Source organism: Haloprofundus sp. MHR1, from assembly GCF_005155585.1.
Taxonomy (GTDB): domain Archaea; phylum Halobacteriota; class Halobacteria; order Halobacteriales; family Haloferacaceae; genus Haloprofundus; species Haloprofundus halophilus.
Map to the genome: position 1 here is coordinate 1,848,512 of NZ_CP039833.1, position 24,760 is coordinate 1,873,271.

At 66.3% G+C, this 24,760-nt stretch carries 21 protein-coding genes and 3 tRNA genes; 13 read left to right on the forward strand and 11 right to left on the reverse strand.

All coding sequences use genetic code 11. From position 1 onward, the window contains the following. The first annotated feature begins 1 nt into the window (after position 1). A complete protein-coding gene (gene azf / locus FCF25_RS09350) occupies positions 2-763 on the forward strand; it encodes an NAD-dependent glucose-6-phosphate dehydrogenase Azf (RefSeq protein WP_117592831.1) in 762 nt (253 codons plus the stop codon). Positions 764-878: 115 nt separating this feature from the next. After that, positions 879-1,844 (forward strand): TIGR03557 family F420-dependent LLM class oxidoreductase, encoded by a 966-nt coding sequence (locus tag FCF25_RS09355; RefSeq protein WP_137048370.1) that lies wholly within the window; start codon positions 879-881, stop codon positions 1,842-1,844. Positions 1,845-1,989: 145 nt separating this feature from the next. Here the strand turns inward: FCF25_RS09355 and FCF25_RS09360 are convergent, their stop codons facing one another. Further along, positions 1,990-2,301, reverse strand: coding sequence for a hypothetical protein (locus tag FCF25_RS09360; RefSeq protein WP_117592827.1), 312 nt, complete (start codon positions 2,299-2,301; stop codon positions 1,990-1,992). Between the two features lie 67 nt (positions 2,302-2,368). Here FCF25_RS09360 and FCF25_RS09365 point away from each other — a divergent pair, with 67 nt between their 5' ends. Next, positions 2,369-3,322, forward strand: a complete 954-nt coding sequence (locus tag FCF25_RS09365) for a hypothetical protein (RefSeq protein ID WP_137048372.1) — start codon at positions 2,369-2,371, stop codon at positions 3,320-3,322. A 32-nt stretch (positions 3,323-3,354) separates the two neighbouring features. Here FCF25_RS09365 and FCF25_RS09370 read toward each other — a convergent pair whose 3' ends face one another. Beyond that, positions 3,355-3,975 (reverse strand): DUF309 domain-containing protein, encoded by a 621-nt coding sequence (locus FCF25_RS09370; RefSeq protein ID WP_137048373.1) that lies wholly within the window; start codon positions 3,973-3,975, stop codon positions 3,355-3,357. A gap of 328 nt (positions 3,976-4,303) precedes the next feature. Between FCF25_RS09370 and FCF25_RS09375 the strand changes: the two genes are divergently transcribed. Then, the gene (locus FCF25_RS09375; protein WP_137048375.1) at positions 4,304-5,575 is read left to right on the forward strand and encodes a hypothetical protein; all 1,272 of its coding nucleotides are present in this window, start codon (positions 4,304-4,306) and stop codon (positions 5,573-5,575) included. A 194-nt stretch (positions 5,576-5,769) separates the two neighbouring features. On the opposite strand, the gene FCF25_RS09380 is transcribed toward FCF25_RS09375, so the two are convergent. Further along, positions 5,770-5,842, reverse strand: a tRNA-Arg gene (locus FCF25_RS09380). A 174-nt stretch (positions 5,843-6,016) separates the two neighbouring features. After that, positions 6,017-7,225 carry an orc1/cdc6 family replication initiation protein gene (locus FCF25_RS09385; RefSeq protein WP_217353068.1) on the reverse strand — a complete coding sequence of 403 codons (1,209 nt, stop codon included), beginning with the start codon at positions 7,223-7,225 and terminating at the stop codon, positions 6,017-6,019. A 605-nt stretch (positions 7,226-7,830) separates the two neighbouring features. Between FCF25_RS09385 and FCF25_RS15770 the strand changes: the two genes are divergently transcribed. The 4 genes from FCF25_RS15770 (at position 7,831) to FCF25_RS09405 (ending at position 11,740) form a co-directional block, all read left to right on the forward strand. Further along, on the forward strand, positions 7,831-8,394 hold the full coding sequence (locus FCF25_RS15770) for a hypothetical protein (protein WP_174786374.1): 564 nt from the start codon (positions 7,831-7,833) through the stop codon (positions 8,392-8,394). A gap of 244 nt (positions 8,395-8,638) precedes the next feature. Then, the gene (locus FCF25_RS09395) at positions 8,639-10,144 is read left to right on the forward strand and encodes a single-stranded DNA binding protein (RefSeq protein WP_137048377.1); all 1,506 of its coding nucleotides are present in this window, start codon (positions 8,639-8,641) and stop codon (positions 10,142-10,144) included. A 148-nt stretch (positions 10,145-10,292) separates the two neighbouring features. After that, positions 10,293-10,724, forward strand: coding sequence for a histone (locus tag FCF25_RS09400; RefSeq protein ID WP_117592814.1), 432 nt, complete (start codon positions 10,293-10,295; stop codon positions 10,722-10,724). 2 nt (positions 10,725-10,726) lie between these two features. Continuing rightward, entirely contained in the window at positions 10,727-11,740 is a 1,014-nt protein-coding gene (locus tag FCF25_RS09405) for a histone deacetylase (protein ID WP_117592811.1), read from the forward strand. 64 nt (positions 11,741-11,804) lie between these two features. Here FCF25_RS09405 and cca read toward each other — a convergent pair whose 3' ends face one another. Beyond that, positions 11,805-13,154, reverse strand: coding sequence for a CCA tRNA nucleotidyltransferase (cca, locus tag FCF25_RS09410; RefSeq protein ID WP_137048379.1), 1,350 nt, complete (start codon positions 13,152-13,154; stop codon positions 11,805-11,807). 145 nt (positions 13,155-13,299) lie between these two features. Between cca and FCF25_RS09415 the strand changes: the two genes are divergently transcribed. The 4 genes from FCF25_RS09415 (at position 13,300) to FCF25_RS09430 (ending at position 15,826) form a co-directional block, all read left to right on the forward strand. Further along, positions 13,300-13,372: transfer RNA gene (locus FCF25_RS09415), tRNA-Asn, on the forward strand. Positions 13,373-13,433: 61 nt separating this feature from the next. Continuing rightward, on the forward strand, positions 13,434-14,207 hold the full coding sequence (locus FCF25_RS16065) for a homing endonuclease associated repeat-containing protein (RefSeq protein WP_394347875.1): 774 nt from the start codon (positions 13,434-13,436) through the stop codon (positions 14,205-14,207). 29 nt (positions 14,208-14,236) lie between these two features. Beyond that, positions 14,237-14,344, forward strand: a tRNA-Ile gene (locus tag FCF25_RS09425). Between the two features lie 129 nt (positions 14,345-14,473). Continuing rightward, on the forward strand, positions 14,474-15,826 hold the full coding sequence (locus FCF25_RS09430; RefSeq protein ID WP_117592793.1) for an FAD-dependent oxidoreductase: 1,353 nt from the start codon (positions 14,474-14,476) through the stop codon (positions 15,824-15,826). Positions 15,827-15,859: 33 nt separating this feature from the next. Here FCF25_RS09430 and FCF25_RS09435 read toward each other — a convergent pair whose 3' ends face one another. Further along, a complete protein-coding gene (locus FCF25_RS09435; RefSeq protein ID WP_137048382.1) occupies positions 15,860-16,471 on the reverse strand; it encodes a DUF6663 family protein in 612 nt (203 codons plus the stop codon). Between the two features lie 212 nt (positions 16,472-16,683). On the opposite strand from FCF25_RS09435, the gene FCF25_RS09440 reads away from it, so the two are divergent. Beyond that, the gene (locus tag FCF25_RS09440; protein ID WP_168191228.1) at positions 16,684-17,742 is read left to right on the forward strand and encodes an ATP-binding protein; all 1,059 of its coding nucleotides are present in this window, start codon (positions 16,684-16,686) and stop codon (positions 17,740-17,742) included. Positions 17,743-17,865: 123 nt separating this feature from the next. On the opposite strand, the gene FCF25_RS09445 is transcribed toward FCF25_RS09440, so the two are convergent. From FCF25_RS09445 to FCF25_RS09465, 5 genes are all read right to left on the reverse strand, one after another. After that, a complete protein-coding gene (locus tag FCF25_RS09445; RefSeq protein WP_137048386.1) occupies positions 17,866-19,443 on the reverse strand; it encodes a Na+/H+ antiporter NhaC family protein in 1,578 nt (525 codons plus the stop codon). A 201-nt stretch (positions 19,444-19,644) separates the two neighbouring features. Continuing rightward, positions 19,645-20,826 (reverse strand): hypothetical protein, encoded by a 1,182-nt coding sequence (locus FCF25_RS09450; protein ID WP_137048388.1) that lies wholly within the window; start codon positions 20,824-20,826, stop codon positions 19,645-19,647. Between the two features lie 155 nt (positions 20,827-20,981). Then, the gene (gene kdgK1 / locus FCF25_RS09455; protein WP_137048389.1) at positions 20,982-21,941 is read right to left on the reverse strand and encodes a bifunctional 2-dehydro-3-deoxygluconokinase/2-dehydro-3-deoxygalactonokinase; all 960 of its coding nucleotides are present in this window, start codon (positions 21,939-21,941) and stop codon (positions 20,982-20,984) included. A 90-nt stretch (positions 21,942-22,031) separates the two neighbouring features. Next, complete coding sequence (mutL, locus tag FCF25_RS09460) at positions 22,032-24,344, reverse strand: DNA mismatch repair endonuclease MutL (protein WP_137048391.1); 2,313 nt, start codon at positions 24,342-24,344, stop codon at positions 22,032-22,034. Next, positions 24,337-24,744, reverse strand: coding sequence for an NUDIX domain-containing protein (locus FCF25_RS09465; protein ID WP_117592780.1), 408 nt, complete (start codon positions 24,742-24,744; stop codon positions 24,337-24,339). Before FCF25_RS09465 ends, mutL begins: the two co-directional genes overlap by 8 nt. Positions 24,745-24,760: the final 16 nt, after the last annotated feature.

The following is a 24,760-nucleotide window of genomic DNA, read 5'->3' on the forward strand; positions in this document are numbered from 1 at the left end:
AATGGACGACCCGGTTTTACTGACGGGCGCGGGTGGGCGCGTCGGGCAAGCCATTCTCGGTGGTATCGGCGACGACCACGACTGGCGACTGCTCGACCGCGAACCGCTGGCAGACGAGAAACTCCCCCCAGGAACGACCCAGGACGACGTGTACGTCACCGACGTCACGGACCGCGAAGCGCTCGCTACGGCCGTCGAAGGCGTCGGCACTATCATCCACCTCGCCGGTGACCCGCGTCCGGAAGCGCCGTGGGACAGCGTCCTCCGGAACAACATCGACGGGACGCAGGCACTGTTCGAGGTGGCGGTCGACGCCGACGTCGAGAAGGTCGCCTTCGCCTCCTCGAACCACGCGGTGAGCGCCTTCGAGACCGACCGCCGGACGCCGGACATCTACCGCCCCGAGAGCGAGTTCCTCCTCGACGGTACGGAACTCCCCCGGCCCGGTAACCTCTACGGCGTGAGCAAAGCCGCCGGCGAGACGCTCGGTCGCTACTACTACGACCAGAGCGGCCTCTCGGTCGTCTGCGTCCGTATCGGCAACCTGACGCGCGACCACCCGCCTATCGACTACGAGCGCGGACAGGCGATGTGGCTCTCGTACCGCGACTGCGCGCACCTGTTCGACCGCTGCATCCGAGCCGACTACGGCTACGAGATCGTCTACGGCATCAGCGACAACGACCGCAAGTACTACTCCATCGAGCGCACCCGCGAGGTGCTCGGCTACGACCCGCAGGACAACTCCGCCGAGTTCGAGTGACCCCAACACTCATCACACCGAACTACGCTTAAGCGTCCGCTCGTTGCCCTCTCCCCCGCATGACCCCGAAGCGCACGCGAGAGCGGCGACACCGACGGCATCGGCGGAGGGCGCGATGACGAACTTCGGCTACACGCTGTCGAGCGAGGAGTTCGCCCCGAACGACCTCGTCGACTACGCGCGAGAGGCCGAGGAACGCGGCTACGACTTCGTCTCCATCTCCGACCACTACCACCCGTGGGTGAGCGAGCAGGGACACGCCCCGTTCGTCTGGTCGACGCTCGGCGGCGTCGCCACGGCCACCGAGGAGATCGACGTCGTCGTCGGCGTCTCCTGTCCCATCGTGCGGATACACCCGGCCATCCTCGCGCAGGCGACGGCGACGACGGCGCGGATGCTCGGCGACCGCTTCGTCTGGGGCGTCGGCACCGGCGAGAACCTCAACGAGCACATCCTCGGCGACCACTGGCCGCCGCACCGCGTCCGGCTGGAGATGCTCGAAGAGGCCGTCGAAGTCGTCCGAAAGCTCTGGGACGGCGGCCAGACCAGCCACTACGGCGAACACTACACCGTCGAGAACGCGCGCCTGTTCACGCGCCCCGAGGAGACACCGCCCATCGCCGTCTCGGCGTACGGCGAGCGCGCGGCGACGGCCGCCGCCGACTTCGGCGACGGCTTCTGGTGCGTCGGCCCGCAGGAGGAACCGCTCCGGGCGTTCGAGGAGAACGGCGGCGAGGGGCCGAAGTTCGCGCAGATGACCGTCTGCTACGCCGAGGACGAGGACGAGGCGGTCGAGACGACCTACGAGCAGTGGCCGAACTCGTTCGTGCCCGGCGAACTCGCCTCGATACTGCCGACGCCGACGCACTTCGAGCAGGCGTCGCAGGCCGTCTCGAAGGAGGACGTCCGCGAGGCCGACAGCGTCGTCACCGACCCGGACCCGGAGACGCACATCGAGAGCGTCCAACAGTTCGTCGACGCGGGCTACGACCACGTCTACGTCCACCAGATCGGCGACGACCAGGAGTCGTTCTTCGAGTTCTACGAGAACGAGGTCTGGCCATCGTTCGACTTCGACTGAGTCCTTTTCGGCCGAATCGATTTCGGCCGAGTCGTATTCGACCGAGTCGCTTTCGACCGAATTGCTCTCGGCCGAATCGCTTTCAACCGAATCGCTTTCAACCGCCGTCGACTTCGTCGCAGTCCCCCGGCGATTCGCGGCGCCCTCACCGCTCTCCGTCGGTCGGAATCCCCCGCTCCTGTCGGTACTGGTCGAGGTAGTCGCGGGCGGTTTCGAGCCGCTCCTGTATCCAGTGGTCGTCGTCGAACTCGTTCGCCAAGCCGACGATTTTCTCCTCGACCTGTTCGACGCGGTCCTCCCTCGGCGGTCCGTCGGCCTCGACCTTGTCGCCGCCGCCGAGTTCCATCAGCCCCTCGTCGAGCGAGAGCAGGTGTTCGCGCGTCTCTCCGTCGGCGCGCTCGCTCGCTCGGCGAATCTCCGCTCGCGCGTCCTCGATGGGTTCGTCGGAGTGTTCCATACCGACTGTCCAGTCTACACACCGAAAGGTGTGGAGCCTCAATAGGCAAGCCGTGGTATCTCCCGGCATGGTCACCACCAAACTCACCGACCTCGACCGGTCCGTTCTGGCGCGGTTGCGCGGCAACCAACTCACGGCGGCCGAGTTGGCCGACCGCCTGACCGCCGACGTCGACGCAGACGCCGTCTCCGAGCGACTGGTTCGGATGGCGGACAACGACCTCGTGCGGCCGCTCGTCGACGACAGCGGTAGCGACGACGATGCCGACCACAGCGACGACAGTGATGCCGACCGCGGCGACGGCGGTGATGACAACCGCGGTGGCGACCGATACGCGCTCACCGAGAGCGGTCGCCGAGTGCTGCAATCGCCCAACACGGCGGCCGCCGACGAGGCCATCGACCTCCCACCGAGCGTCCGGGAGGCGCTCGCGGACTCGTCGGTCGGCGTCGACTGCGCCGAGACGGTCAAACACGCGTTCACGTTTCTCAGAGAGTGGAAGACGGCGACGGTACCGGAGCTGAAGGCGGGCGTCTTCCCGGAGACGTCGACCGGCTACCGCGACGCCGACGAGTGGTGGGACAACTGCGCCCGCGAGGTGCTCGCGGGACTGCCCCGCATCGAACCCGGCGACGAGACGGCCCCGTTCTGGCGGTACGTCGGCGATTCCGCCGCCGACGGGACCGTCGACGACGCCGACACGGACGGACGTGCGGTGCTCAGAGGTCGAGACGGCGGTCCGCGGTACGCGAATCTCACGCACGTACTGGTCGACCGGGGTGTGACGAGCGAGCAGCGACTCGCCGCGGCGGCGGCGTTCGACGCGCTCCGCAAGCGGGGCGAGGCGACGACCGAGGAACTCCGCACGGCCGCGTCGGAAGCAGTGCCCGAAACGGAGAATGAGCGGCCCGACGACCGATGGTTTCGAGACGAACTCCCGGAGCTACTCGCCGCCGTTCCGCTGGTCGACCGCCTCGACGACCGGTGGCGAGTACCGTCGGACGCCTCAGACGCTCGGTAGTTCGGCGCTCGTGACTCCTTCCACGTCTGTAGCTACTCGAACAGACCCTCGACGTCGCGTCGTTTCTGCTCGCGGCGTTCGAGGTGGTCGCAGAGCCGTCGGTAGACGACCGGTCGTTCGGCGTCGCTCCCGACCGCGAAGTCCATCACGAGGGCGATGTAGCGCGTCCGACGGCCCTCGTCGCGTTCCTCGCGAGCCGCGTCGATACCCGCTTCGACGCGGCCCTCGTCGAACCGACCGTCGTGTTCGGCGCGGACACGAGCGACCACCGTCGCCGCCTCGAAATCCAAATCGTCGAGCGAGAGTACGTTGCCCTCGTACGTGAGCGGCATCGGCCGTCGCCGTTCGATTCGTTCGGGGTCGGCCGCGAGCCGCGCGAGCTCCGTCCGAACGGCGCCGAGGTTCACGCCTCGACAGTCGGCGGGGAGCCCCGCGAGATACTCGCCGGCGCTCTCGGCGAGCCGCCGCGCGCCGCTCCAGTTCCGACGCCGGCCGTGGTAGACGACGGCGGTGTACTGGATGAGTCCGTGGAGCAGTCGCTCGTCGGCGCTCTCGTCGTCGGCGTCGAGCCACCGCTTCTCCCACGCGTCGTGGGCGTCGTGGTACTCGCCGGCGTTGTAGATGGCTACTCCCGCCCGGAGCGCGTCCTCCATACCGGACGAGTCGGTCGCTCCGGGTAAAACGATAGCGCGGGAGAGCCGACGCTGGCGGACCCAGTCGCGACCTGATGGGGCGGCGTACAGTATCCACTCTACGACTCTCAGACAGATAGTCAAGTATCTGAGAAGTACAGTGTCTCCTCGGTGAGTTTCGGCAGTCGATGTCGTTTATATTTCGGTGAGATACCCACGCACCGACTACTATTCGGGAGAGGACACTTCCACTTCTCAACTACTATTCTTGTAGCGACACTTTTTGCTTCACGAGCAGAAGCGGAACACTATATATTCGATTTCGGTAGCGTTCGGCGGAGCATATTTCGTGCAAGATACTGATAACTCCACTCCGTCTGAGAAAAGGGCTATATCACTGCAGTCGAACGGCGAGCACTCCCGCTCGACCGGTCGACGACCGTTCCTCCGCGGCGTCGGTGCGACGCTCGCGGCGGCGACCGGTCTCGGAACCGCCGGGGTCGCGGCCGCGGACCCTTCTACCTATCTCGAAGCCGTCGGTGACGGCTTCTACTCGTTCGACACGTCCGGCGAGATAATCAACGGCGGACGAGCGAACACGGACAAAGAGGACGACATCGACGGACGGTCCGCCAGCGGCGAGGTCGCCAACGACGGCACCGATTCGTACTACTTCGAGGGCGAACTCGTCGCGCTGGACGCCGACGACGGCGTCACCGTCACGGTCGACGGCGACGAAGTAGACCCCTCGGAGTTCGACTCGACGGACGCCGACGAGGGTCGCGGTGAGACGCCCGGCGAGGAAGGAGACGAAGAGATCGGCGGCAGCGACTACGAGACCATCGTCGTCGACGCAGGCGAGACGTACAGCGTGAGAGTCTGGGGCGGCGAGACGCTCGAGAACGTCCTCTACGACATCACCGCCGACGGTGCGGCGCTCAACATCGACGCCAGTGGAAACGACTGGGCTATCCGAAACATCGGTGTCAGAGGCGAGTACGAGGACCCGTCGATGGACAACTTCTTCACCTTCGAGGTGACCGACGACGACGGAACCGGTCTGGTCGAGAACGTCTACGCCGCCGAGGGGAGCTACGAGACGGACTTCGCGTTCGTCCGCAAGGCCCACGAAGGCGAACTGACGATCCGCAACGTCTACCTCGAAGGGTGGCAGGAAGGCATCTACGGCAGCGCCCCCGGTATCGACGCCGGCGGCGGCGACGGACCCGTCCACATCGAGAACTGCTACGCGAAGAACAACGGCGTCGCCAACTACCGCCTCGGCAGCGACGGCTCCTACGTCCGGGACTCCGTCGCCCACGTCGACGCGCGGACGTCCTACTCCGGGTACTCGCGCGGCGTCTGGGTTCGCAACGGCGGCGACGTGGAGGCCTCGGGGATGAATATCCTCATCGACTACGAGAACGCCGCCTGGGGCGTCGTCGAGAACGACAACATCGAGACCGGCGGCGTCGTTCACCTCGCCGAATCGTCGGTCGAATCGCGCGGCGGCCGCGGCGACATCGACGGCACCGTCGAGACGAACGACATCGACGACGACGCGGACGTGGCTGTCCCCGAGGGCGTCCCGCAGAGCGCCGAGGAAGCCGCGAGCCGGTAAGCACCGACTCGTCCGCGTCCGACCGGCCGGTCACCGGTCTCACAGCGAACTTAACGCATTTTTGCTCAGTCGAATCCGGTCGCGAACCTGCGACTCGGAGCGTTCGCACGGTCGTTCGCGGAAAATGTAGCGTCCTGACGGAGTCTCGCGCGAACGTAGCGAGCGCGAGGCTCGTCAGGTTTGAACGAAGTGAACGTCCTGACGGAGATTTGAACTCCGGTCCCTGGCTCCGCAAGCCAAGAGGATAGTCCACTACCCTACCAGGACTCATTCATCGATACACCCGACCTACATAAGTGGCTTCCGATTCGAGGATACCGAACGGTACGGTATCGCGGCACATTCGACAGACGGCGTGCAGTCGATTCGACGGGTCGGGTTCGTACTTCCGACACCCACACACCGAAATCAAAGTGTTCCGGCGGGAGCGACGGGGGTGCGTTACTCGGAGACGACCTCGAAGACGGCTTCGGCGTCGACGGAGAGGTCGTACTGATAGAACTGACCGCCGGCGCGCCCCTTGTTGGTCCGGCGCTGCTCGACGAAGCCGAGCATTGTGAGGTCGGCGAGGTGGTCGCGTACCCGGTGTTCGCCGAGGGGGTCGCTGCCGGCACCGCGGGCGACGCGCTCGTAGACGGGGAGGAGTTCCTTGAGTCGGAGCGGCGTCTCCTGTCTGCCGTACGCGCGTGCGAGCGAGAGGAGGATGCACTTGCCGTGTGCGGTCAGGTCGCGGATACCGTCTTTCAGCCGCCCGCGCTCGACGCGGGTGACTGCCTCGTCGACGTCCGCCTCTCCGACTTCGTCTCGGCCGTCGGCGTCGGCGACGTTGCCGGCCTCGCGCAGCAGGTCGATGGCCTGCCGGGCCGACCCGCTGTCTCTGGCCGAGATAGCGGCGCATTTCGGGATGACCGCGCCGTCGAGGACGTCCTCTTTCATCCCTTTGTCCGCGCGGTCTTCGAGAATCGTCCGGAGTTCGGCGGCGTCGTAGGGCGGGAACTTGATCTCGTCCTCCTGGAGCGTGTCTTTGACCTTCGAGGAGAGGTTGTCCCGGTAGGTGTAGTCGTTGGAGATGCCGATGACGCCGACGTGGCTCCGCTCGACGTAGTCGTTGGCGGAGGCGCGGGGGAGCTCGTAGAGAATCTGGTCGTCGTCGCCGAGGAAGTCGATTTCGTCGAGGATGACGTAGACGGTTCCCTCGCGGCGCTCGACCTCCGAGTAGAGCATGTCCATCGCGTCGGCGAAGCCGTACCCCTTCCCGATCTCCTCGCGGTCGGTAGCGCGTCGCATCTCGTTGACCAGCGCGACGGCGGCTTGATACGACGACGTGTGATGCCCGCAGTTCACCTTCACGACGTGTATGTCGACGCCCTCGTCGCGGCGTTCGGCTTCCGACGAGAGCATCTGGGTCACGTGGTCGGTGACGACGGTTTTACCGACCCCGGTGTTGCCGTAGACGATGATGTTCTTCGGCGTCTCCCCGAACAGGGCGTCTTCGAGATATCCGATGTACTCCGAGATCTCCTCGTCGCGTTCGAGAATCTCGTCGGGGTCGTACCCCTCTTTGAACACGTCCTTGTTCGTGAAGACGTTTCGCTCGGTTCTGAATGTCGTCCTCATCTTCTGTTGCTGGCCTGTCTCTCTCGAACGCACAGATATAGCTGACGTTCTATGTGTTCTAACTGTTCTATCTGCTTTTTCGGTTCTCTCTCCCCTCTCCGTTCTCTCCCGTTTTTCCTCTCTCCGTTCTCCCCCGTTTTTCGGTCCTGCCTGCTCTTCCCGTCCTGTTTCACCACCGTCGGGGACACAGACACCGTATTCTAAGTGTTCTTAGGTAGAAACCCGGAGACGGCGACGACACATCTATTGCCGGTAGGGTTAGCTATTTGTACTGATTCCCATCTCTCGCGCCTCACTCGCCGAGCAACGATACAACACTTAGAAACTGGTGTGTCTGTGTCTCGCCTCCCTCGACTATCGTTCTCCGCTCCGGAACTCCGAGCGCGAGAAATCCTTGGCTCCGTGAGACAGTTGACGAGTCGGTGCGCCGTTACGTCGACTCTGGAATCCTCGACCACAGGCGAAAACTGGCCGAAGCGACAGAAGAAACACTTAGAATACGGTGTGTCTCCCTTCCGACGTCGCGCTCGGCGGTCGCTTCGACGACGTGACGGCGGCTACCGCCGGTCGATGCAGTAACACAAAGAGTATTTTGACCATTGCAAAAGAATATGAAATGAGGTCGCGTTGGCACCGCCATGAACCGACGAACGCTGCTCGCACGAACGGCCACGCTCGCCGCAGTCGGCGTCGCCGGCTGTACCAGTGATGGTACCAGCGACGACGGCAACAGTGGTGACGACAGTAATAGCGGCAACGACAGTAATAGCGACAACGACAGTAATAGCGGCAACGACAGCAACAACGGGAACGATGGGTCGAGCGGTGACGAGTCGACCGAGGACGCGACGAAACTCGTCGACCAGACGTTCGAACGCACGGGTGACTGTGAGCAGGCGGGGTCGGCGACGGTCACCCGCGACGGCGAGAGCGTCGTCGTCGAAGGATGCATCCGAGGCAGAAACGGCTGCGCCGTCGCCGTTCTCGGCGACGTGCAGTACGACGCCACCGAGGACCACCTCACCGTCGTCGTGGCGACCGAAATCGACCGAGACGACGACGAAGTCTGCTCGCAAGCGCTCGTCAGCCGCGGTTACAGAGCGCGCGTCGAGTTCGACGGCGGCGCGCCCGACACCGTCGACGTCGTCCACGACGGGGCCGACGGTCGAAGCACCGTGACTACCTCGAACGCAACTCGGTAGTTCGAGAACCCGCCCCGTCCTCGAAGGCGCGTCCGACGGCCGCACGGCTCCGAGCGTTTTTGTTCGATGGCGGGACCACTCTCGGCTGTGAATCTCCCCGTCGCCGCTACGAAAACCGACAGACTGCGTCGCGCTACCACGGCAAGGACAACGCTTAAGCGCGGGCCTTCCCTGCTTCGCTACACGATTATGGGTGTCGCAGATTCTACGGATTGGGAACACCGACCGCAGGGGTGGTCGTGAGATGGGCGCGATAGAAGAGGTGTACGAGGACCTCGACACCGAGGTCGAGTTCGAGGAGTTCGAGGCCGCGGTCGAAGAGAAGGTCGAGCAGATGGGCGGCCTCGCCGACGAGGAGACGGCGGCGATGCTCATCGCCCACGAACTCCGCGACGAGGAGGTCAACGGCATCGCCGACGTCGAACCGGGGATGGACGAGGTGAAGTTCCTCGCCAAGGTCGTCAGCGTCGGCGAGCTCCGGACGTTCGAGCGCGACGGCGAGGACGAGGACGGCCGCGTCGTCAACGTCGAAGTCGCCGACGAGACGGGCCGAATCCGCGTCTCCTTCTGGGACGAGATAGCCGAGTCCATCGCCGACGGCGAACTCGAAGTCGGCCAGGTGCTCCGCATCAAGGGCCGTCCGAAAGACGGCTACAACGGCGTCGAGGTGAACGTCGACCAGGCCGAACCGGACCCCGACGCCGAAGTCGACGTGCAGATTCTCGACAGCTACCGCGTCGAAGACATCTCGCTCGGACTCTCGGACGTGAACCTCAAGGGCCAGGTGCTCGACAGCGGCACCGTTCGCACCTTCTCTCGCGACGACGGTTCGGAAGGTCGCGTCTCGAACCTCGCGCTCGGCGACCCGACCGGACGGATCCGCGTCACGCTCTGGGACGACAAAGCCGACCTCGCCGAGGAGTTCAGTGCCGGCGAGAGCGTCGAAGTCGTCGACGGCTACGTCCGCGAACGCGACGGCAACCTCGAACTTCACGTCGGCTCGCGGGGGGCAATCGAGCGCCTCGACGAGACCGTCCAGTACGTCCCCGAGACGACCGACATCGGTTCGCTCGAAATCGGACAGACCGTCGACATCGCCGGCGGCGTCGTCGAGGCCGACCCCAAACGGACGTTCGAGCGCAACGACGGCTCCGAGGGACAGGTCAGAAACATCCGCGTGAAGGACGACACCGGCGACGTTCGCGTCGCTCTCTGGGGGGAGAAAGCCGACACCGAGGTCGAACTCGCCGACCACGTCGTCCTCGCCGACGTGGAGATAAAGGACGGCTGGCAGGAGGATATCGAGGCCTCGGCCGGGTGGCGCTCGACCGTGACCGTCCAGAAGGACGCCCCGGTTTCCGGTTCGAGCGAAGACGATGCGGCCTCGAACGCGAACGCCGGAGGTCTCTCGGCGTTCGGTGGCGAGTCGGACGGGAACCCCGACGCCCCCGACAGCTCCGAGAGCGTCGACAGCTCCGAGAGCGTCGACGGCTCCGAGAGCGCCGGCGGTTCGGGCAGCTCAGCGGCCAGCGGCGCCGCCACCGCAGCAGTCGGAGCCGAAACCGAGAACGCCGACGGCGAGACGGTCGAATTCACCGGCACCGTGGTCCAGGCTGGCGACCCCGTCATCCTCGACGACGGAACCGAGACGCGAAGCGTCGACACCGGCGCGAAGCTCCGACTCGGCGAGACGGTCACCGTCCGCGGGACGCTCTCGGGCGACCGCATCGACGTCGACGAAGTGCTCTGAAGCGTCGCACCCGATGGGGTGTCCGGTGGCTTTCGTACGTTTCGTACCGCTGCGTTCCCGAGATTCGTCGACTCTCGCACTCCCGTGTAAACCGCAGACCACGTCACCAACGCAAAGCATTATACACCGCACCGACTGGTATCAGGGTATGAGTGTCGAGTTACCGTTCGCCCCCGTCGATACGCTCATCCGGCGGAACGCGGGCGAACTCCGAGTCAGCGCCGACGCGGCCGAAGAACTCGCACGTCGCATCCAGGTCCACGGCGCGCGGCTCGCCGAGGACGCCGCCGAGCACGCGACGGTGGACGGTCGAAAGACACTGATGGCCGAGGACTTCGGCGTCGAACAGGTCGTCAGTCGCGACGCGCTCGAACTCCCCATCGCCCCCGTCGACCGCATCGCGCGGCTCGAAATCGACGACCAGTACCGCGTCTCGATGGAGGCGCGCATCGCGCTCGCGGACATCCTCGAAGATTACGCGAACAACGTCGCGAGCGCGGCCACCAAACTCGCCCACCACGCCGACCGGCGCACCGTCCAGGCCGAAGATATCGAGACGTACTTCTCCCTCTTCGAGTAGCGATGAAATTCGGCTACAACGAGACGTGCCTCGAACACGACACCGGCCCGCGCCACCCGGAGACGGCCGACCGCCTCCGAGCCATCCGGGAGGGACTGAAGAAACGCCACGGCGTCGAGTACGTCGACGCCGACCCCGCCACCGAGGAGGCGGTCGCGAGCGTCCACGACGACGACTACGTCGAGGAGGTCAAGGAGTTCTGCGCCAGCGGCGGCGGCAACTGGGACCCCGACACCGTCGCCTGCGAGGAGACGTGGGACGCCGCGCTCGCGAGCGCTGGACTCTCGCAGTGGGCCGTCCGCGCCGCGCTCGACGGCAACGACGGCCGAAACACCCCGTTCGCGCTCGGACGACCGCCGGGCCACCACGCCGTCTTCGACGACGCGATGGGGTTCTGTTACTTCAACAACGCCGCCGTCGCCGCGCAGACGGCCATCGACGAGGGCGACGCCGACCGCGTCGCCATCTTCGACTGGGACGTCCACCACGGCAACGGCACGCAGGACATCTTCTACGACCGCGGCGACGTGCTGTACGCCTCGGTCCACGAGGACGGCCTCTACCCGGGGACGGGCGAACTCGACGAGACCGGCGAGGGTGACGGCGAACTCGCGACGTTCAACGCGCCGCTCTCCGCCGGCGGCGGCGACGCCGACTACCTGCACGTCGTCGAGTCGGGGCTCGGGCCGGTCTTCGAGTCGTTCGCGCCCGACCTGGTCATCGTCAGCGCCGGGTTCGACGCCCACCGATACGACCCGATTTCGCGGATGCGCGTCTCCACGGAGGGCTACGCGCTCCTGACCGACGCCGTCCGAACGCTCGCCGACGAGAACGACGCCGCGCTCGCGTTCGTCTTGGAGGGGGGGTACGGCCTCGACACGCTCTCGGAGGGCGTCGCAACCGTCCACGAGACGTTCGACGGCCGTCGACCGCTGGACCCCGAGGAGGACCCCGACGAGGAGACGAGGGAACTCGTCGACGACTTGCTCGACCGCTACGGTCTCGACTCGGCGTAAGCGACGCGCTGCTCGCTGTTCTCACGGCCGCAACTCGATGTGAGCGACGCGCTACCCGCGGTTCTCACGGCCTCGGTTCGAAGTACTCGCGGAGTTCGTCGCCGAACTCGTCGGCCAGCATCGCCACGTCGTCGCCGACGAACACGTCGTATCGCTCGTCCAGCGCCGATTCGACCTGCGCGCCCAGCGCCACGTCGAACAGCGCGTCGCTCCGCAGGAGCGCTTCGGGCGTCGTGAACTCGCGCTCTCGCTCGACGACGTAGCGGTCGCCGTCGATGAACGGACCGTACACGTCGGCGTCGCGTTCGTACTTCTCGAAGAAGCCTCTCGCGTGTTCGCGCACCGCCACCGGCGGGCCGTCGTGACGCGAAACCCGCGACCGTTCGGCGACCGAACACTCGACGAACAGCGCCGCCCGGCCGTCCGCCATCGCCGTCGCCCGCAGCGGGTCGAAGCCGCGGCGGTCGAGTTCGGAGACGACGCCCGACAGCGACTTCTCCAACTGCGGGTAGAGCTGGTCCTCGACGACGTTCGGCGCGTCGAAGACGACAGCGACGGGGTGCGTTCCGCGCCGCGAGAGCTGCTCGCGCACGTCGACCCGCGAGTACGGTCGCTCGTCCGGCGGGAAGAACAGTTCCTCGCGCGGGTCGGCGAGCAGGTCGCGGGCGTAGTGCTGCAGTCGGGCGACGTTCGCCGCCGAGAGCACCGCGGCGACGTTCCGCTCGGGGTCGGTCGGGTCGACGACGACGAGCGGGTCGTCGAACGTCGCCCGGCCGTGGTTCTCGGGGTCGAACTCGACGGGCGGGTGCCAGTCGGCGGCGGCGCGGAGCAGCGGCACGAAGCCGCCGAGTTCCAGTACGAGAAGTTCGGAGAGATAGCCCGAGAACCCTTTCGTGCGGAGGTCGCTACCGTACGCGCCGATGCCTTTGAGAAACCGCTTGAAGACGCGGACGTCGCCGCGGAGGTCGTCCAACCGCGCGTCGAGGTAGGCGTTGTGGAACGGCGTTCGGTCGACCGCCGACTGGATGTCGGTCGCCTCGGGGACGGCGTAGCAGGGGACTAAGTCCACGTCGAACCCCTCGAAGTCACCTTTGACGTACGGGTGTTCGGCGTACTCCTCGTGACCGCCGGGCAGGACGGCGCGGCCGACTTCGAGCCCGTAGCGTTCGAGTTCCTCGCGGGGGAGGTCGGGCGGGAAGCGGACGAAGAGGTCGATGTCGCGGTCGCCGGAGAGCCACGTCCCGCGGGCGGTACTGCCGACCTGAACAGCGTCGGCGTCGACGGGCAGGTCGGCGACGGTCGCCTCGACGCGCTCGCGGAGAGCGGAAACGGCCGCGGCGAGGGCGGCGCGCTCGTCGGCGTCGGGGTCGATGCGCTCGCGGACGGCCGCGACGACGCTGTCGAGGTCGGTCATGGCTCGCCGTTCGGCCGGTCGTGGCGAAAGCGTGTCGGTGCGTGGACGGCGTACGAGCGATGGTTTCGGGTGTGCGACCGACAGACGCGGTCGGGGGAAAACGAAAGCCCTATCAAATCAACCCGAATACGAAAGGGTGCAGCAAGCCGTCGTAGCTCAGTTGGTAGAGCACCTCGCTGTTAACGAGGTGGTCCCAGGTTCGAGTCCTGGCGACGGCGTCGTTTTTCTCTCGTTCCCCAGATTCTTATTGGCCTCTCGCATATCGAAAACGAGTTGACAATGGGTGAGTTCTATGGTAACCAGTATACGACTGTAGACGAGTCAAACGACGTTGCCCGCTCGTACGAGGCGCTTGTCGTTTCCGTCCGCGAACTGACGGCTGAACTCGGCCATCCGCCGACAACACGAGAGGCACAAGCCGACGGACGATTTCCGTGTTTAGCTCGGATTTATTCTCTGTGTGAAAGTTGGTCCGAACTGTTGGACGATGCGGACGTCGACCCTACGCAACCCGAAAAATACGGTCCAGAGGCGCGGATACGGATGGTTCGGGATCTTCGGGCAGTGTTCGCTTCGACTGAAGGAGGTACCCTTACAAGCCGACAATACACTGAGCACGGGAAATACCCGACGAGCGTCATCAAATCTCGATTTGGTTCGTGGTCAACGGCATGTTACGTGTCTGGAATCGCGTGCGGATCGAAGCACGGTACGGCGTGCTTTGGACCGAAGAACGAACGACTCGACAGTCGGCACGAACTGGCTATCGCCGAGTACCTAACCAAGAGAGAAATCTCATACGTTCCGCACCCGAAGATCGACGATACAGATTGGGTCGGGGATTTCTACCTCCCGGAGCTTCGTCTCTGGGTGGAAGTGGACGGATACTCAGAGAACGATCGTCCAAACTCTCGGTCGTTCTCCAAGAAGTTGAGTTATTACGAACAATCAGACAAGTCTCTGGTAGTCGTCGCTGATGTAGACGAACTCCGAACCGTCATCCAAGAGTACCGGTGTCGAGATAACGGCTCCGCTCCGGATTCGGCAGACTAAATAGGTGCCATCTGTTTGACTTCGATGAAGGGCCCTTAGCTTAGTCTGGTTCAAAGCCCCCGGCTCATATCAGCCACTGTCTGAGACAGTGGCTGTGGGATACCGGGTGATCGCTGGTTCAAATCCGGCAGGGCCCATCCGCCTTCTGTCCGGGTCGTACCTGCGCCTCCGAACCACTACCTCGACGGCGAGATATTCGCGGATGAAAAGTGAGTTAACCACCGGGAGACGATGTACCGACACGAGACCGAGTATCACAGCTACCTATGCCTGAGAACTACGATCTGATCATCGTCGGCGGCGGAATCAGCGGGGCGTCGTTGCTCTACGCGGTGTCGAACTTCACCGACATAGAGAGCGTCGCGCTGTTCGAGAAAGAGGACGAAATCGCGGCGGTCAACTCCCACCACACGAACAACTCGCAGACGCTTCACTTCGGAGATATCGAGACGAACTACACCCTCGAAAAGGCCGAAGAGGTCAAAGAGGGCGCGGAGTTGCTGGCGGGTTACCTCGAGAACGTCGACCCCGACCGGGAGATGCACAGCAAGCGGAGCAAGATGGTGTTGGCAGTCGGCGACGAGGAGACCCGAAAACTGGAGACGCGCTACGAGGACGAAGGGTTCGGCGACCTGTTCCCGAAACTCCGCGCCATCGAGCGCGACGAGATCGAGGAACTCGAACCGAACGTCGTCGAGGGGAGAGACCCCGACGAGCGCCTGTTGGCGCTGCAGACGCCCGACGGCTACGTCGTCGACTACGGCGAGACGTCGGCGTCGTTCGTCCGGCAGACCGAAGACCGCGACGGGGTCGACGTGTACACCGGAACGAAGGTGACGAACCTCGTCGACCGCGGCACCGGCTTCAGCGTCGAGACCGACGCCGGACGCTTCCGCTCGGACGCCGTCGTCGTCGCCGCAGGCTCTCACAGCCTCCAGATCGCCAAGGAGATGGGCTACGGCGAGAACATGTCGCTGCTGCCCGTCGCGGGGAGCTTCTTCCTCGCCGACGACCTGCTGAACGGGAAGGTGTACACGCTGCAGATGAAGAAACTCCCGTTCGCGGCGGTCCACGGCGACGCCGACGTCCACGACGACTCCATCACGCGATTCGGTCCGACGGCGAAGCTCGTCCCGGCGCTCGAACGCGGCCGCATCTCGACGGTCGGCGACTTCTTCGACGTGTTCGGACTGAACGCGGACTCCTTCCTCAGTTACGCCAACATCCTCTCGGACCGCATCCTCCTCCCGTACGTCCTCCGGAACCTCGTGTACGACCTCCCGGAAGTCGGGAAACGGGCGTTCCTGCCGAACGTGCAGAAAGTCGTCCCGTCGGCGGAACTCGACGACATCGAACGCGCGAAGGGTTACGGCGGCGTCCGGCCCCAGATCGTCGACACGGACGCGAAGGCGCTCGACATGGGCGAGGCCACGATAAGCGGCGACAACATCATCTTCAACATCACGCCGTCGCCCGGTGCGTCGACCTGTCTGAAGAACGCGATGAGCGACGCCAAGCGCGTCGTGGAGTTCCTCGGCGACGACTACGAGTTCGACGAGGAGGCGTTCCGCGCGGAGACGATAGACAACTTCCCGAGGCTCGAAACGGTAGAGCCGTAACGCCGTTCGGTTCTCTCTTCCGGGGCGACGACGCTACTCTCGCGGACGGTCGTACGTCTCTCGGACCGTGTTCGCCAGCATTCCCTCCTTCTCGAAGACGATGTAGACGACGACGAACTGCCCGTCGGCGGGGCGCATCACGAACAGTTCGCGGGGGGCGTCGTCTCGCTCGTCGTTCACGCGTTCGACGAGCGGGTCCAGCGGGAGCACACCGCTTCGGAACTCGTCGAACAGGTCGCGCGCGCCCGGCTGCTCGGCGAACACGTAGAGCGCGCCGTTGGGTCGGCCGTCGGTGTCGCGCGTCACGCGGGAGTTCATCCCATCCCCGGCGGCGACGGCTTCGTTCCAGGTCTCGCGGGCCGCCTCGAACAGCCCCGTGACGTCGTCGACGAACTCCAGACGGCTCCGGCGTTCGACGGTGACCGCCTCGAACGCGGGCGTTCCGTCGTCGTCCCACGCTAACGTGGCCTCCACGACGTAGCCGGGTCGAAGCGCCGAGACGTCGTCGGCGAGGTCGCCCTCGTAGCCGTCGGTCCGGACGTACGTCGGGTCGAACGAGTCGTCGTCCAACGCGACCAAGAGCAGTTCGTCGGGGTCGCGCGGGCGTCCGAACACCCGGTAGCGGCCGCGCGTCGTCAGTTCCATACCCACCAGTTCCGTTTTCGACGGCATAAGGTGGACGATGTCCGGAGCCGACCACCCGACAACCGCGGGACGCGACGACGTGATACTCTCATAACAAAACTTATTGCAGAGTGACTTTCTCTCTCATGTATCATATCTCTCTCCATATGAAATCTGTCGGACGCACTCTGGGATATCTCGCGGTTTTCGGGCTCGCAGTCGCTACAGCGGCGGTGTACGCGGTCCACGGTCTCCGCGGGACGACCTCCGCGGCGACGTTCATCTTCGGCACGTTCATCCCCTTCTGCGTCGCGCTCATCCTGTTTCTCTGCGGGGTCTGGCTCACCCGTCAGGAACTCGACGACTCGAACGTCGCCAAAATCGGGTTCTGGTGCGTCACCGGCGTCGTCGTCACCTGCGGTATCGTCGCGCTGATGATGCTGTATCAGCTCTCCGAGGGAATCGTCCTGAGCAACTGGGGGGTCGTCTTCGTCGGCGGGACGACGAGCGGCGCGCTCGTCGGCTTTCTGGTCGGCGTCTACGACGTCCGGCGGCGAGCGACGGAGCACCGTCTGGCGACGGAGCAGGAGCGCACGGTCAGACTCAACCAGCGGCTGCGCGTGCTCAACCGAGTGCTCCGTCACGACGTTCGGAACCGCTCGAACGTCATTCTCGGTTACGCCGACCTCCTGACCGACGACGACGGCGACCTCGAGGCACACGCCGAAGTCATCGAACGAACGGCGCTCGACCTCGTCTCTCTCGGTGACAACGCCCGGCGAATCGAGCACCTGCTCTCGGACGCCGAGCGGACGGTCGTCGACCTCGAAGCGCTCGTCGACTGCGAGGTCGCGACCGTTCGCAGCGAGTATCCCGAGGCTCGCGTCGAGACCGACCACGCCGACTACGACGAGACGGGGTCGGTTCGGGCGAACCAACTTCTCGGCGTCGCGGTGAACAACCTGCTGGAGAACGCTATCGTCCACAATCCCGTCGAAGAACCGCTCGTACACGTCTCGCTCGAGTCACACGACGACGACCGCGTCGAACTCCGCGTCGCCGACGACGGACCGGGCATCCCGTCCGACGAGCTGTCGGTGTTTCGGTCGGGGCGGGAGACGCAGCTCGCTCACGCCAGCGGCATCGGCCTCTGGCTCGTCAACTGGATCATCGACGACTCCGACGGCACCGTCGACTTCGACGACCGGAGCCCCCGCGGAACGGTCGTTCGCGTCTCGCTGCCGGTCGTCGACGAGACCGACGTCGACGCACCGAAACTCGTCCGCCGCTGACCGCGGCATCTCGGGGTTCGGGGTTACCGGCCACTCGCTGGTCCACGTCGTCGGTTAGTTGTCGACGGTCGTCGCCAGCTAGCTGTCGACGGCCGCCGTCGTCGGTCGGCCGTCGGTCGTCGGTCAGTCGTCGCCGATGGATTCGACCGCGCCTCGAATCCCGGCGGTCGTCTCCTCGTCCCGATACGTGATACGCCACCCGGTGACGCCCATAAACACGAGGATGAGCGGCGATAGGAAGCCGAGGAAGTAGTACGGCGCGTACGCGAGCGTCGGAACACCGAGCACACCCGCCATGTAGACGCCACCCGCGTTCCACGGGATGAGCGCGCTCGTCGTCGTGCCCGCGGCTTCGACGGCCCGCGAGAGGTTCCGACTGTCGAGGCCCTCCTCGTCGTACAAGCCACGCAGACTCATCCCGGGGACGACGATACTCATGTACTGCTCGGCGGCGAGCACGTTCATCCCGAACGCCGAGACGGCAGTGCCGAGGATGAGTGCACTCACGCGACTGATGATCGTGTTGACGCCCTCGACGACCGCGTTCACCGGACGGCGAACGACACTCGGTCCGCGGTCGACCGTCGAGAACGAGAACGTCCCGACGCGGACGATGAGGAGACCGATGTGGTGCGCCAACACCGCGAGCACGCCGGTCCGCTCCAGTAGTCCGCCCAGCGCCAGCGCCGCGACGACGATGGTGATGGTCCACGACGACCCGATGAGGCCGCCGGTGTCGAGCAGGCTGTTGACGAGGTCGACGTTCGTCTCCGGGGCGGTCCCGTTCTGGGCGACGTCCCAGACGTGGATGAACCCCTCGACGCTCAGCCGCCCCTGCGCGACCATGCTGGTGAGCGCGCCGGCGAAAACGCCCGCCGTCAGCGAGGGAAGCGCCGGCAGGCCGTACAGCGCGAGGCCGAACGTCACCACGAGCGGCAGAAAGACGACGGGGTTCACCGAGTACGCGCCGACGATGGCGCTCTGAATCTCGCCGACGCGCCCGGCGGGAATCGACCCCGTCGCCGAGAGGCCGAGATAGCTGTAGAGGACGAGCGAGATGAGCAGCGCGATACCCGTCCCGACGCGCATCGTCCGTATGTGGGTGTAGAGGTCGGTGTTCGTCACCGCCGACGCGAGGTTCGTCGTGTCGGACAGCGGCGAGATCTTGTCGCCGGTGTACGCCCCGGTCAGCACCGCACCGGCGGTCATCGGCGCGGGAACGCCGAGACCGGAGCCGATGCCGATGAACGCGACGCCGAGCGTTCCGGCGGTCGTCCACGACGACCCGACGGCGAAGGCGACGCCCGTCGCCAAGAGCGCCGTCACCGGCAGGAAGATGTCCGGCGACAGCAGTTCGAGTCCGTAGTAGATGAGCCCCGGGATGGTCCCGGCGTCGGTCCACGTCGCGATGAGCATGTAGATGACGAACAGGATGAGAATCGCCTGCATCCCCATTCTGAGCCCGTCGACGACGCCCTCGTACATCCGCTGCCAGGAGATTCCGTACCAGAACCGACCCACGAGACCGGTCAGGACGATTCCCCACAGAAGCGGCATGTGCGCGTCGAGTTCGAGCCAGATCGCGCCCACGCTCAGAAACAGCAGCATGCCGACGACCGGGACGAGCGCCTGTCCGAGCGAGGGGCGCTCGTCCTCGGGGATGTCGTCGTACGCCAGCGGTTCGAACGACAGTGATGCCATGTACACCCCACGTATGCGGCTGACGCATTTGTATTTGGCTATTCATGCGCACCAATTATTGTAACTTCGAGAACACGTGATACAGAGTCCCATACAGGGTGTGCGAGTCGTCGGGCGACGGGGTCGCTCGCCGCGTGCGTCGTCGACGAACTATCGACGATCGACGGCGATCGTCCTCGCGCGGTTCTACACCGGTCGGTTCTACGCCCGTCGGACGAGTGCGAGCGCGCTCAGAACGACCGCGAGTAGCCCCGCACCGACGCCGAAGCCGGGCATCTCCGTCGACGAAGCCGTGGCGTCGTCGTCGGTCTCGCCGTCGGTCGATTCGTCGCCAGTCGTCTCCTCGCCGCTTCCGTCGCCGGTCGTCTCCTCGCCGCTTCCGTCGATTTCGACCTCGCGCTCGGAGAAGTGGTTCACGGCGACGAGCACGTCGGCGCTCGCTTCGGCGCTCCCCTCGGTAACCATGTAGGCGGAGTTGTCGCCGCCGTTCGCGGCGCTCTCGAGTTCGCCGTACGACGAGGCCTCGGCGGTCGCCTCGCCGTCGACGGTCACCGAGACGTTACCCGCGGCCCGGGAGACGCTCGTGATGAGGACCGTCCCCTCGTCCTCGGCTCGGTCGACGGTCATCCGGACGGCGTTCTCGCTCTGCTCGGCCGTCTCGACGGTCGTGTCGTCGGCGTACGAGACGACGTCGGTCACCGTCTCGCCGCCCCGCTGCATCACGTGTACCTCGGCGGCGGCCTTCCCCTCGCTGACGAGTCGCTCCTGCTCCTTGTCGTCCTCGGAGCGCTCGCCGTCGTACGAGCGGAAGACGAGCCTGTCGTCTGCGCCGAGTTCGGCCGCGACGTCGCCCTCCTCGGTGACGGTCACGTTTCCGTCGCCGACGACGAGGAACGCGCCGGTCGTCCCGTTCGCCGTCCGCACGACGACTCGGTCGCCCTCCGTCTCGGCCTCGGTGTCGCCGCTCACGTTCGCGCGAACGAACTGTCCTTTCTCGCCGCCGGCGTCGACGACGAGGATGCCGTGTTCGTTGTCGTGGGCGTCGAGGCTCGCGCCGCTGTCGGCTTCGACGCTTGCGCTGGTCTCCGCTCTCGACTCCAGCGACAGCGCGCTCCCGTCGAACGACGTAAGTACCGACATCGACACGTCGGCACCGACGCCCGCGCCGCTTTGCGCCTCCTCCCGCGACTGGACCGCGACCGACTCGAACACCGTGTCGCCGCCGACGGCGTAGTCGACGACGGCCGACTCGCCCGTCTCGAAGGAGACGTTCGTTCCGGAGTACGCTTCGCTCTCCGCGGCACCGCCGGACTGCCCGCTAACCGCCGGTGCTGCGCCCGCCAGTACGACCAGTACCGCCATCACTGCCGCTACTCGTTTCATCGTGTTCGCTCCTAACTAGGGGCTCCTTGGAATACCTTGTGGCCGAGTGTAAAGTCACTAATAACTGACTTAGAGCGCGTCGAATACTTCTCCTCCAGGTACGGTTCTTCGGCCCGGCGTCGGTTCTTCGGCCCGGCGTCGGTTCTCCGTCGAGACTACCGCGAGATTCCCGCGCCGTCCTCGTCGACGACGGCCTCGACTTCGTCGCGCGTGACGACGGCGATGTCGCCGTCGATGGTCCGCTTCAGCGCCGCCGTCGCGGCGGCGTACTCCAGTCCGGTCGCCACGCTCCCGCCGTCGAGCCGCGCCGCGAGAAAGCCCCCGACGAAGGCGTCGCCGGTCCCCACGGCGTCGACCGTCTCCGCCTCGTAGACGGGTTGCTCGTGCGTCTCGCCGTCGTGCAGTGCGAGCGCGCCGTCCTCCCCCCGAGTGAGGATGACCGTCTCGAAGTCGTAGTTGTCGGCGAGTCCGCGGACGAGGTCCTCGGGGCTGCCGTCGCGGCCGAGCACCTCGCGCGTGTCGCGCTCGGCGGCGACGAGCACGTCGACGCTGTCGAACAGCGCGCGGTAGCCCGCGGCGGCCTCCTCGTGGCTCCAGAGCTTCGAGCGGTAGTTGAGGTCGAACACCGTCGTCGTCCCGGCGTCGTTCGCCGTCTCCAGCAGCGCCGCCGTCGCTTCCGCCGCCGCCTCCGACAGCGCCGGCGTGATGCCGCTCGTGTAGAACGCCTCGCTCTCGCGGACGCGCTCCAGCGGGAGTTCGTCGGCCGAGACGGTCGTGACGGCGGCGTCGGCGCGGTCGTAGATGACGTTCGTCCCGCGCGGCGCGCCGCCGTGTTCGATGTAGTAGGTGCCCATCCGCGTCTCGTCGTCGTCGGTCCACGCGACGGGCGTCTCGACGCCGTGACTCTGCAGTTCGACGACGACGCGCCGACCCAGCGGCGACTCGGGTAGTTTCGAGAGCCACGCCGACTCGAAGCCGAGACGCGAGACCGCGGCAGCGACGTTGCTCTCCGCGCCGCCGACGCGGAGGTCCAGTTCGTCGGTCGTCTCCAGTCGCTCTCCCTGCGGCGGCGAGAGCCGAAGCATCGTCTCGCCGAACGTAACGAGGTCGGTCATGCTCCCCGGTTCTTGCGAGGGTCACATAAGTTCGGGGAGTTCCGGCGGATATACCGGTCGGGCCGCCGGCCGACCTCCGGCGACCTCCGACTACTCCTCGGCGCGCCGTCCGGCGTGACCCGGATAGTCGCGCTCGAACCGCGCTTCGATGTCGTCGCGGTCGAACGCGATAATCACCGGTCGACCGTGCGGACAGGCGTAGGGGTTCTCGCAGGCGTCGAGCGCCTCCAGCAGTTCGACGACCGACCCCTCGGTGAGCGACGTGTTGCCCGTGACGGAGGGGTAGCACGCCAAATCGGCGAGCAGCGAGTCGGCGACGGCGTCGACGGTCCGCTCGCCGCCGTCGTCCTCCTCGGCGACGAACGCGCTCACCACGTCGCGGAGCAACTCCGGTTCGAGCGTCGCGTCGAAGACGGCCGGCACCGTCCGAACCTCGACGGTCCGCTCGCCGCTGCGCCCGGCGTGGAAACCGACCTGCGCCAGCGCGTCGGAGTACTCCTCGAACAGCGCCGCCTCGCGCGCGGTCAACTCCAACTCGACGGGGTCCGCGAGCGCCTGCGTCGGCGTGTCGCCCGCGAGTTCGCTCTGCAGGCGCTCGTAGTTGACGCGTTCGTCGGCGGCGTGCTGGTCGACGAGCACCAACCCGTCGGGCGCCTCGGCGACGACGTAGGTGTCGTGGAGTTGGCCGAGCACGCGCATCCGCGGCAGGCTCTCGAACGTCGTCTCCGGCGTCGCGTCGTCGCCCGAGAGCGTTCGCTGCGTCGTCGGCGCGGTGACGACGCCCGAGAGCCGGGCGTCGTCCGGCTCCGACGCCGGCTGACTCCCCGTCAGCGACGACTGCTCGCGCTCCGCGTCCCGGAGGGTTTCGGCCGTCGAATCGGCCGCAGACGGTCGCGCGGCCTCGGACGGCGTCTCTGCCGTGTCGCTGCTGGTCTCGGCCGGCGTATCCGCCGTGTAACTGCTGGTCTCAGACGGCGTCTCTGTCGTGTCGCTGCCCGTCTCGGACGCGCTCGTTTCGCTCCCGGCCCGTGTCGACTGCGCCGAGCGAGCGTGTGCCGTCTCCGAGACCCCGTCCTCGGACGACGAGTCGGCGCTTCGAGGCGGCCGCGACGACCCGCCGTCGGACGAGTTCGTCCTCCCGTCCGTTTCGGGAGTCGCGCTCCCTTCCTCGCCACCGACCCGCGTCGGGCGTCTGTCGACGCGACTCGTCCGCCCGGCGACGTCGCTCGCCGCCTCGTGGGCGGTGCCAGCGCCGCCGACGACCTCCGAGTCCGGGCTCTCCCCGCCGTCGCCGGGTCGAACCGTCGTCTCGTCGGGCGCGGAGAGGCCACGCGGGGCCGACGAGCGGACGAGGCCGTGGTCCAGTAACGCCGCTTCGACGGCGTCGGTGACCGCGCGCTTGGCGCTCGACTCGTCGTCGAAGCGGACCTCCATCTTCCGCGGGTGAACGTTCACGTCGACGGCGTCGGGCTCCACGTCGACGAACAGGACGGCGAAGGGGTAGCGGTCGGGGGCGAGCTGCCCGCCGTAAGCCTCCAACACCGCCTCGCGGAGCGTCGCGGCGGTGACGTAGCGGTCGTTGACGAACGTCGAGAGGTACTCGCGCCCGGCGCGGGTCGTCTCGGGGTGGCTGACGCCGCCCGACACCGACTCGACGGGGCCGGGGCCCTCGGCGTCGTGGTCGACGCGGACCATCGCCTCGGCAACCTCGCGGCCGTACACCGCGAGCACGGCGGAGGGCAGGTCGCCGTTGCCCTCGGTGGCGAACACCTCCCTCCCGTTGTGTTCGAGCGAGACTGCCACGTCGGGGTTCGCCAGCGCGTACTGCGTGACGACGGTGTTGACGTGGTCGAACTCGGTGGGGTCGGTCTTGAGGAACTTCTTCCGGGCGGGCGTGTTGAAGAAGAGATCGTCGACTTCGACGGTCGTCCCGGCCGGACACCCGGCGGGTCGCGTCTCGCCGGCGTCGCCGCCCTCGACGGTGAGCTCTGCTCCGGCGCCCGCGCCGTCGGTACCGCCGTTTCGCGGCTTCGAGCGAACCGTGAGCCGCGACACCGCGCCGACGGTGTGCAGCGCTTCGCCCCGGAAACCGAGCGTGCCGACGCCGGCGTCGAGGTCCGAGATATCTCGTATCTTGCTCGTCGTGTGTTTCTCGACGGCGCGTTCGAGGTTCGACTCGGTCATCCCGACGCCGTCGTCACGGACGCGGATGCCCGCTTTCCCGCCGTTCTCGACGGCGACGGAGACGCGCGTGGCGTCGGCGTCGAGGCTGTTCTCGACGAGCTCTTTCACCACCGACGCGGGCCGCTCGACGACCTCACCCGCCGCGATTTGCCGAACCGTCGCGTCGTCGAGCGCGCGAATCCGGGCTTCGTCCTCGTGGGGGCCGTCCGGCTCACCCATCGCCGTGAACCTCCCACGCGCAGACGACCGCCTCGGTCTGAGTCTCGCTCAGGCGCTCCGCGGCCGTCTCGACGACGACCCAGTCGTAGTCGGTGTGTTCGGCGCTCAGCGACACCGACTTGCCGTCGGCGGTGCAGCAGTAGTAGACAGCGAAGCGGCCGCGACCCGAGTCGTTGAGCCACGCGTGCGTGTGGACGGGTTCCTCGACGTCCGGGTCGAGACTGGTCTCCTCTTCGATTTCGCGCCGCAACCCTTCGACGACGGGTTCGCCCGCTCCGAGGCGACCGCCGGGGAGTTCCCAGCCGCCGTCGCTCGCGCGGCGAACTACCAGTAGCTCTCCCTCGGGACCGAACAGCACGCCCCGCAGGCTCACCGTCGCCCGAAGTGGTTCCTCGGTCATCTCTCCCTGTGTAAGT

Bases quoted from the DNA above. Each gene is read 5' to 3' on its own strand.
- FCF25_RS09365 (WP_137048372.1), top strand. From the start codon at position 2,369: ATGGTCACCACCAAACTCACCGACCTCGACCGGTCCGTTCTGGCGCGG.
- FCF25_RS09450 (WP_137048388.1), bottom strand. From the start codon at position 20,826: ATGAAACGAGTAGCGGCAGTGATGGCGGTACTGGTCGTACTGGCGGGC.
- FCF25_RS09400 (WP_117592814.1), top strand. From the start codon at position 10,293: ATGAGTGTCGAGTTACCGTTCGCCCCCGTCGATACGCTCATCCGGCGG.
- FCF25_RS09430 (WP_117592793.1), top strand. From the start codon at position 14,474: ATGCCTGAGAACTACGATCTGATCATCGTCGGCGGCGGAATCAGCGGG.
- kdgK1 (WP_137048389.1), bottom strand. From the start codon at position 21,941: ATGACCGACCTCGTTACGTTCGGCGAGACGATGCTTCGGCTCTCGCCG.
- FCF25_RS09445 (WP_137048386.1), bottom strand. From the start codon at position 19,443: ATGGCATCACTGTCGTTCGAACCGCTGGCGTACGACGACATCCCCGAG.
- FCF25_RS09435 (WP_137048382.1), bottom strand. From the start codon at position 16,471: ATGGAACTGACGACGCGCGGCCGCTACCGGGTGTTCGGACGCCCGCGC.
- FCF25_RS09465 (WP_117592780.1), bottom strand. From the start codon at position 24,744: ATGACCGAGGAACCACTTCGGGCGACGGTGAGCCTGCGGGGCGTGCTG.
- FCF25_RS09370 (WP_137048373.1), bottom strand. From the start codon at position 3,975: ATGGAGGACGCGCTCCGGGCGGGAGTAGCCATCTACAACGCCGGCGAG.
- FCF25_RS16065 (WP_394347875.1), top strand. From the start codon at position 13,434: ATGGGTGAGTTCTATGGTAACCAGTATACGACTGTAGACGAGTCAAAC.
- FCF25_RS09360 (WP_117592827.1), bottom strand. From the start codon at position 2,301: ATGGAACACTCCGACGAACCCATCGAGGACGCGCGAGCGGAGATTCGC.
- azf (WP_117592831.1), top strand. From the start codon at position 2: ATGGACGACCCGGTTTTACTGACGGGCGCGGGTGGGCGCGTCGGGCAA.
- FCF25_RS09405 (WP_117592811.1), top strand. From the start codon at position 10,727: ATGAAATTCGGCTACAACGAGACGTGCCTCGAACACGACACCGGCCCG.
- FCF25_RS15770 (WP_174786374.1), top strand. From the start codon at position 7,831: ATGAACCGACGAACGCTGCTCGCACGAACGGCCACGCTCGCCGCAGTC.
- cca (WP_137048379.1), bottom strand. From the start codon at position 13,154: ATGACCGACCTCGACAGCGTCGTCGCGGCCGTCCGCGAGCGCATCGAC.
- FCF25_RS09395 (WP_137048377.1), top strand. From the start codon at position 8,639: ATGGGCGCGATAGAAGAGGTGTACGAGGACCTCGACACCGAGGTCGAG.
- mutL (WP_137048391.1), bottom strand. From the start codon at position 24,344: ATGGGTGAGCCGGACGGCCCCCACGAGGACGAAGCCCGGATTCGCGCG.
- FCF25_RS09355 (WP_137048370.1), top strand. From the start codon at position 879: ATGACGAACTTCGGCTACACGCTGTCGAGCGAGGAGTTCGCCCCGAAC.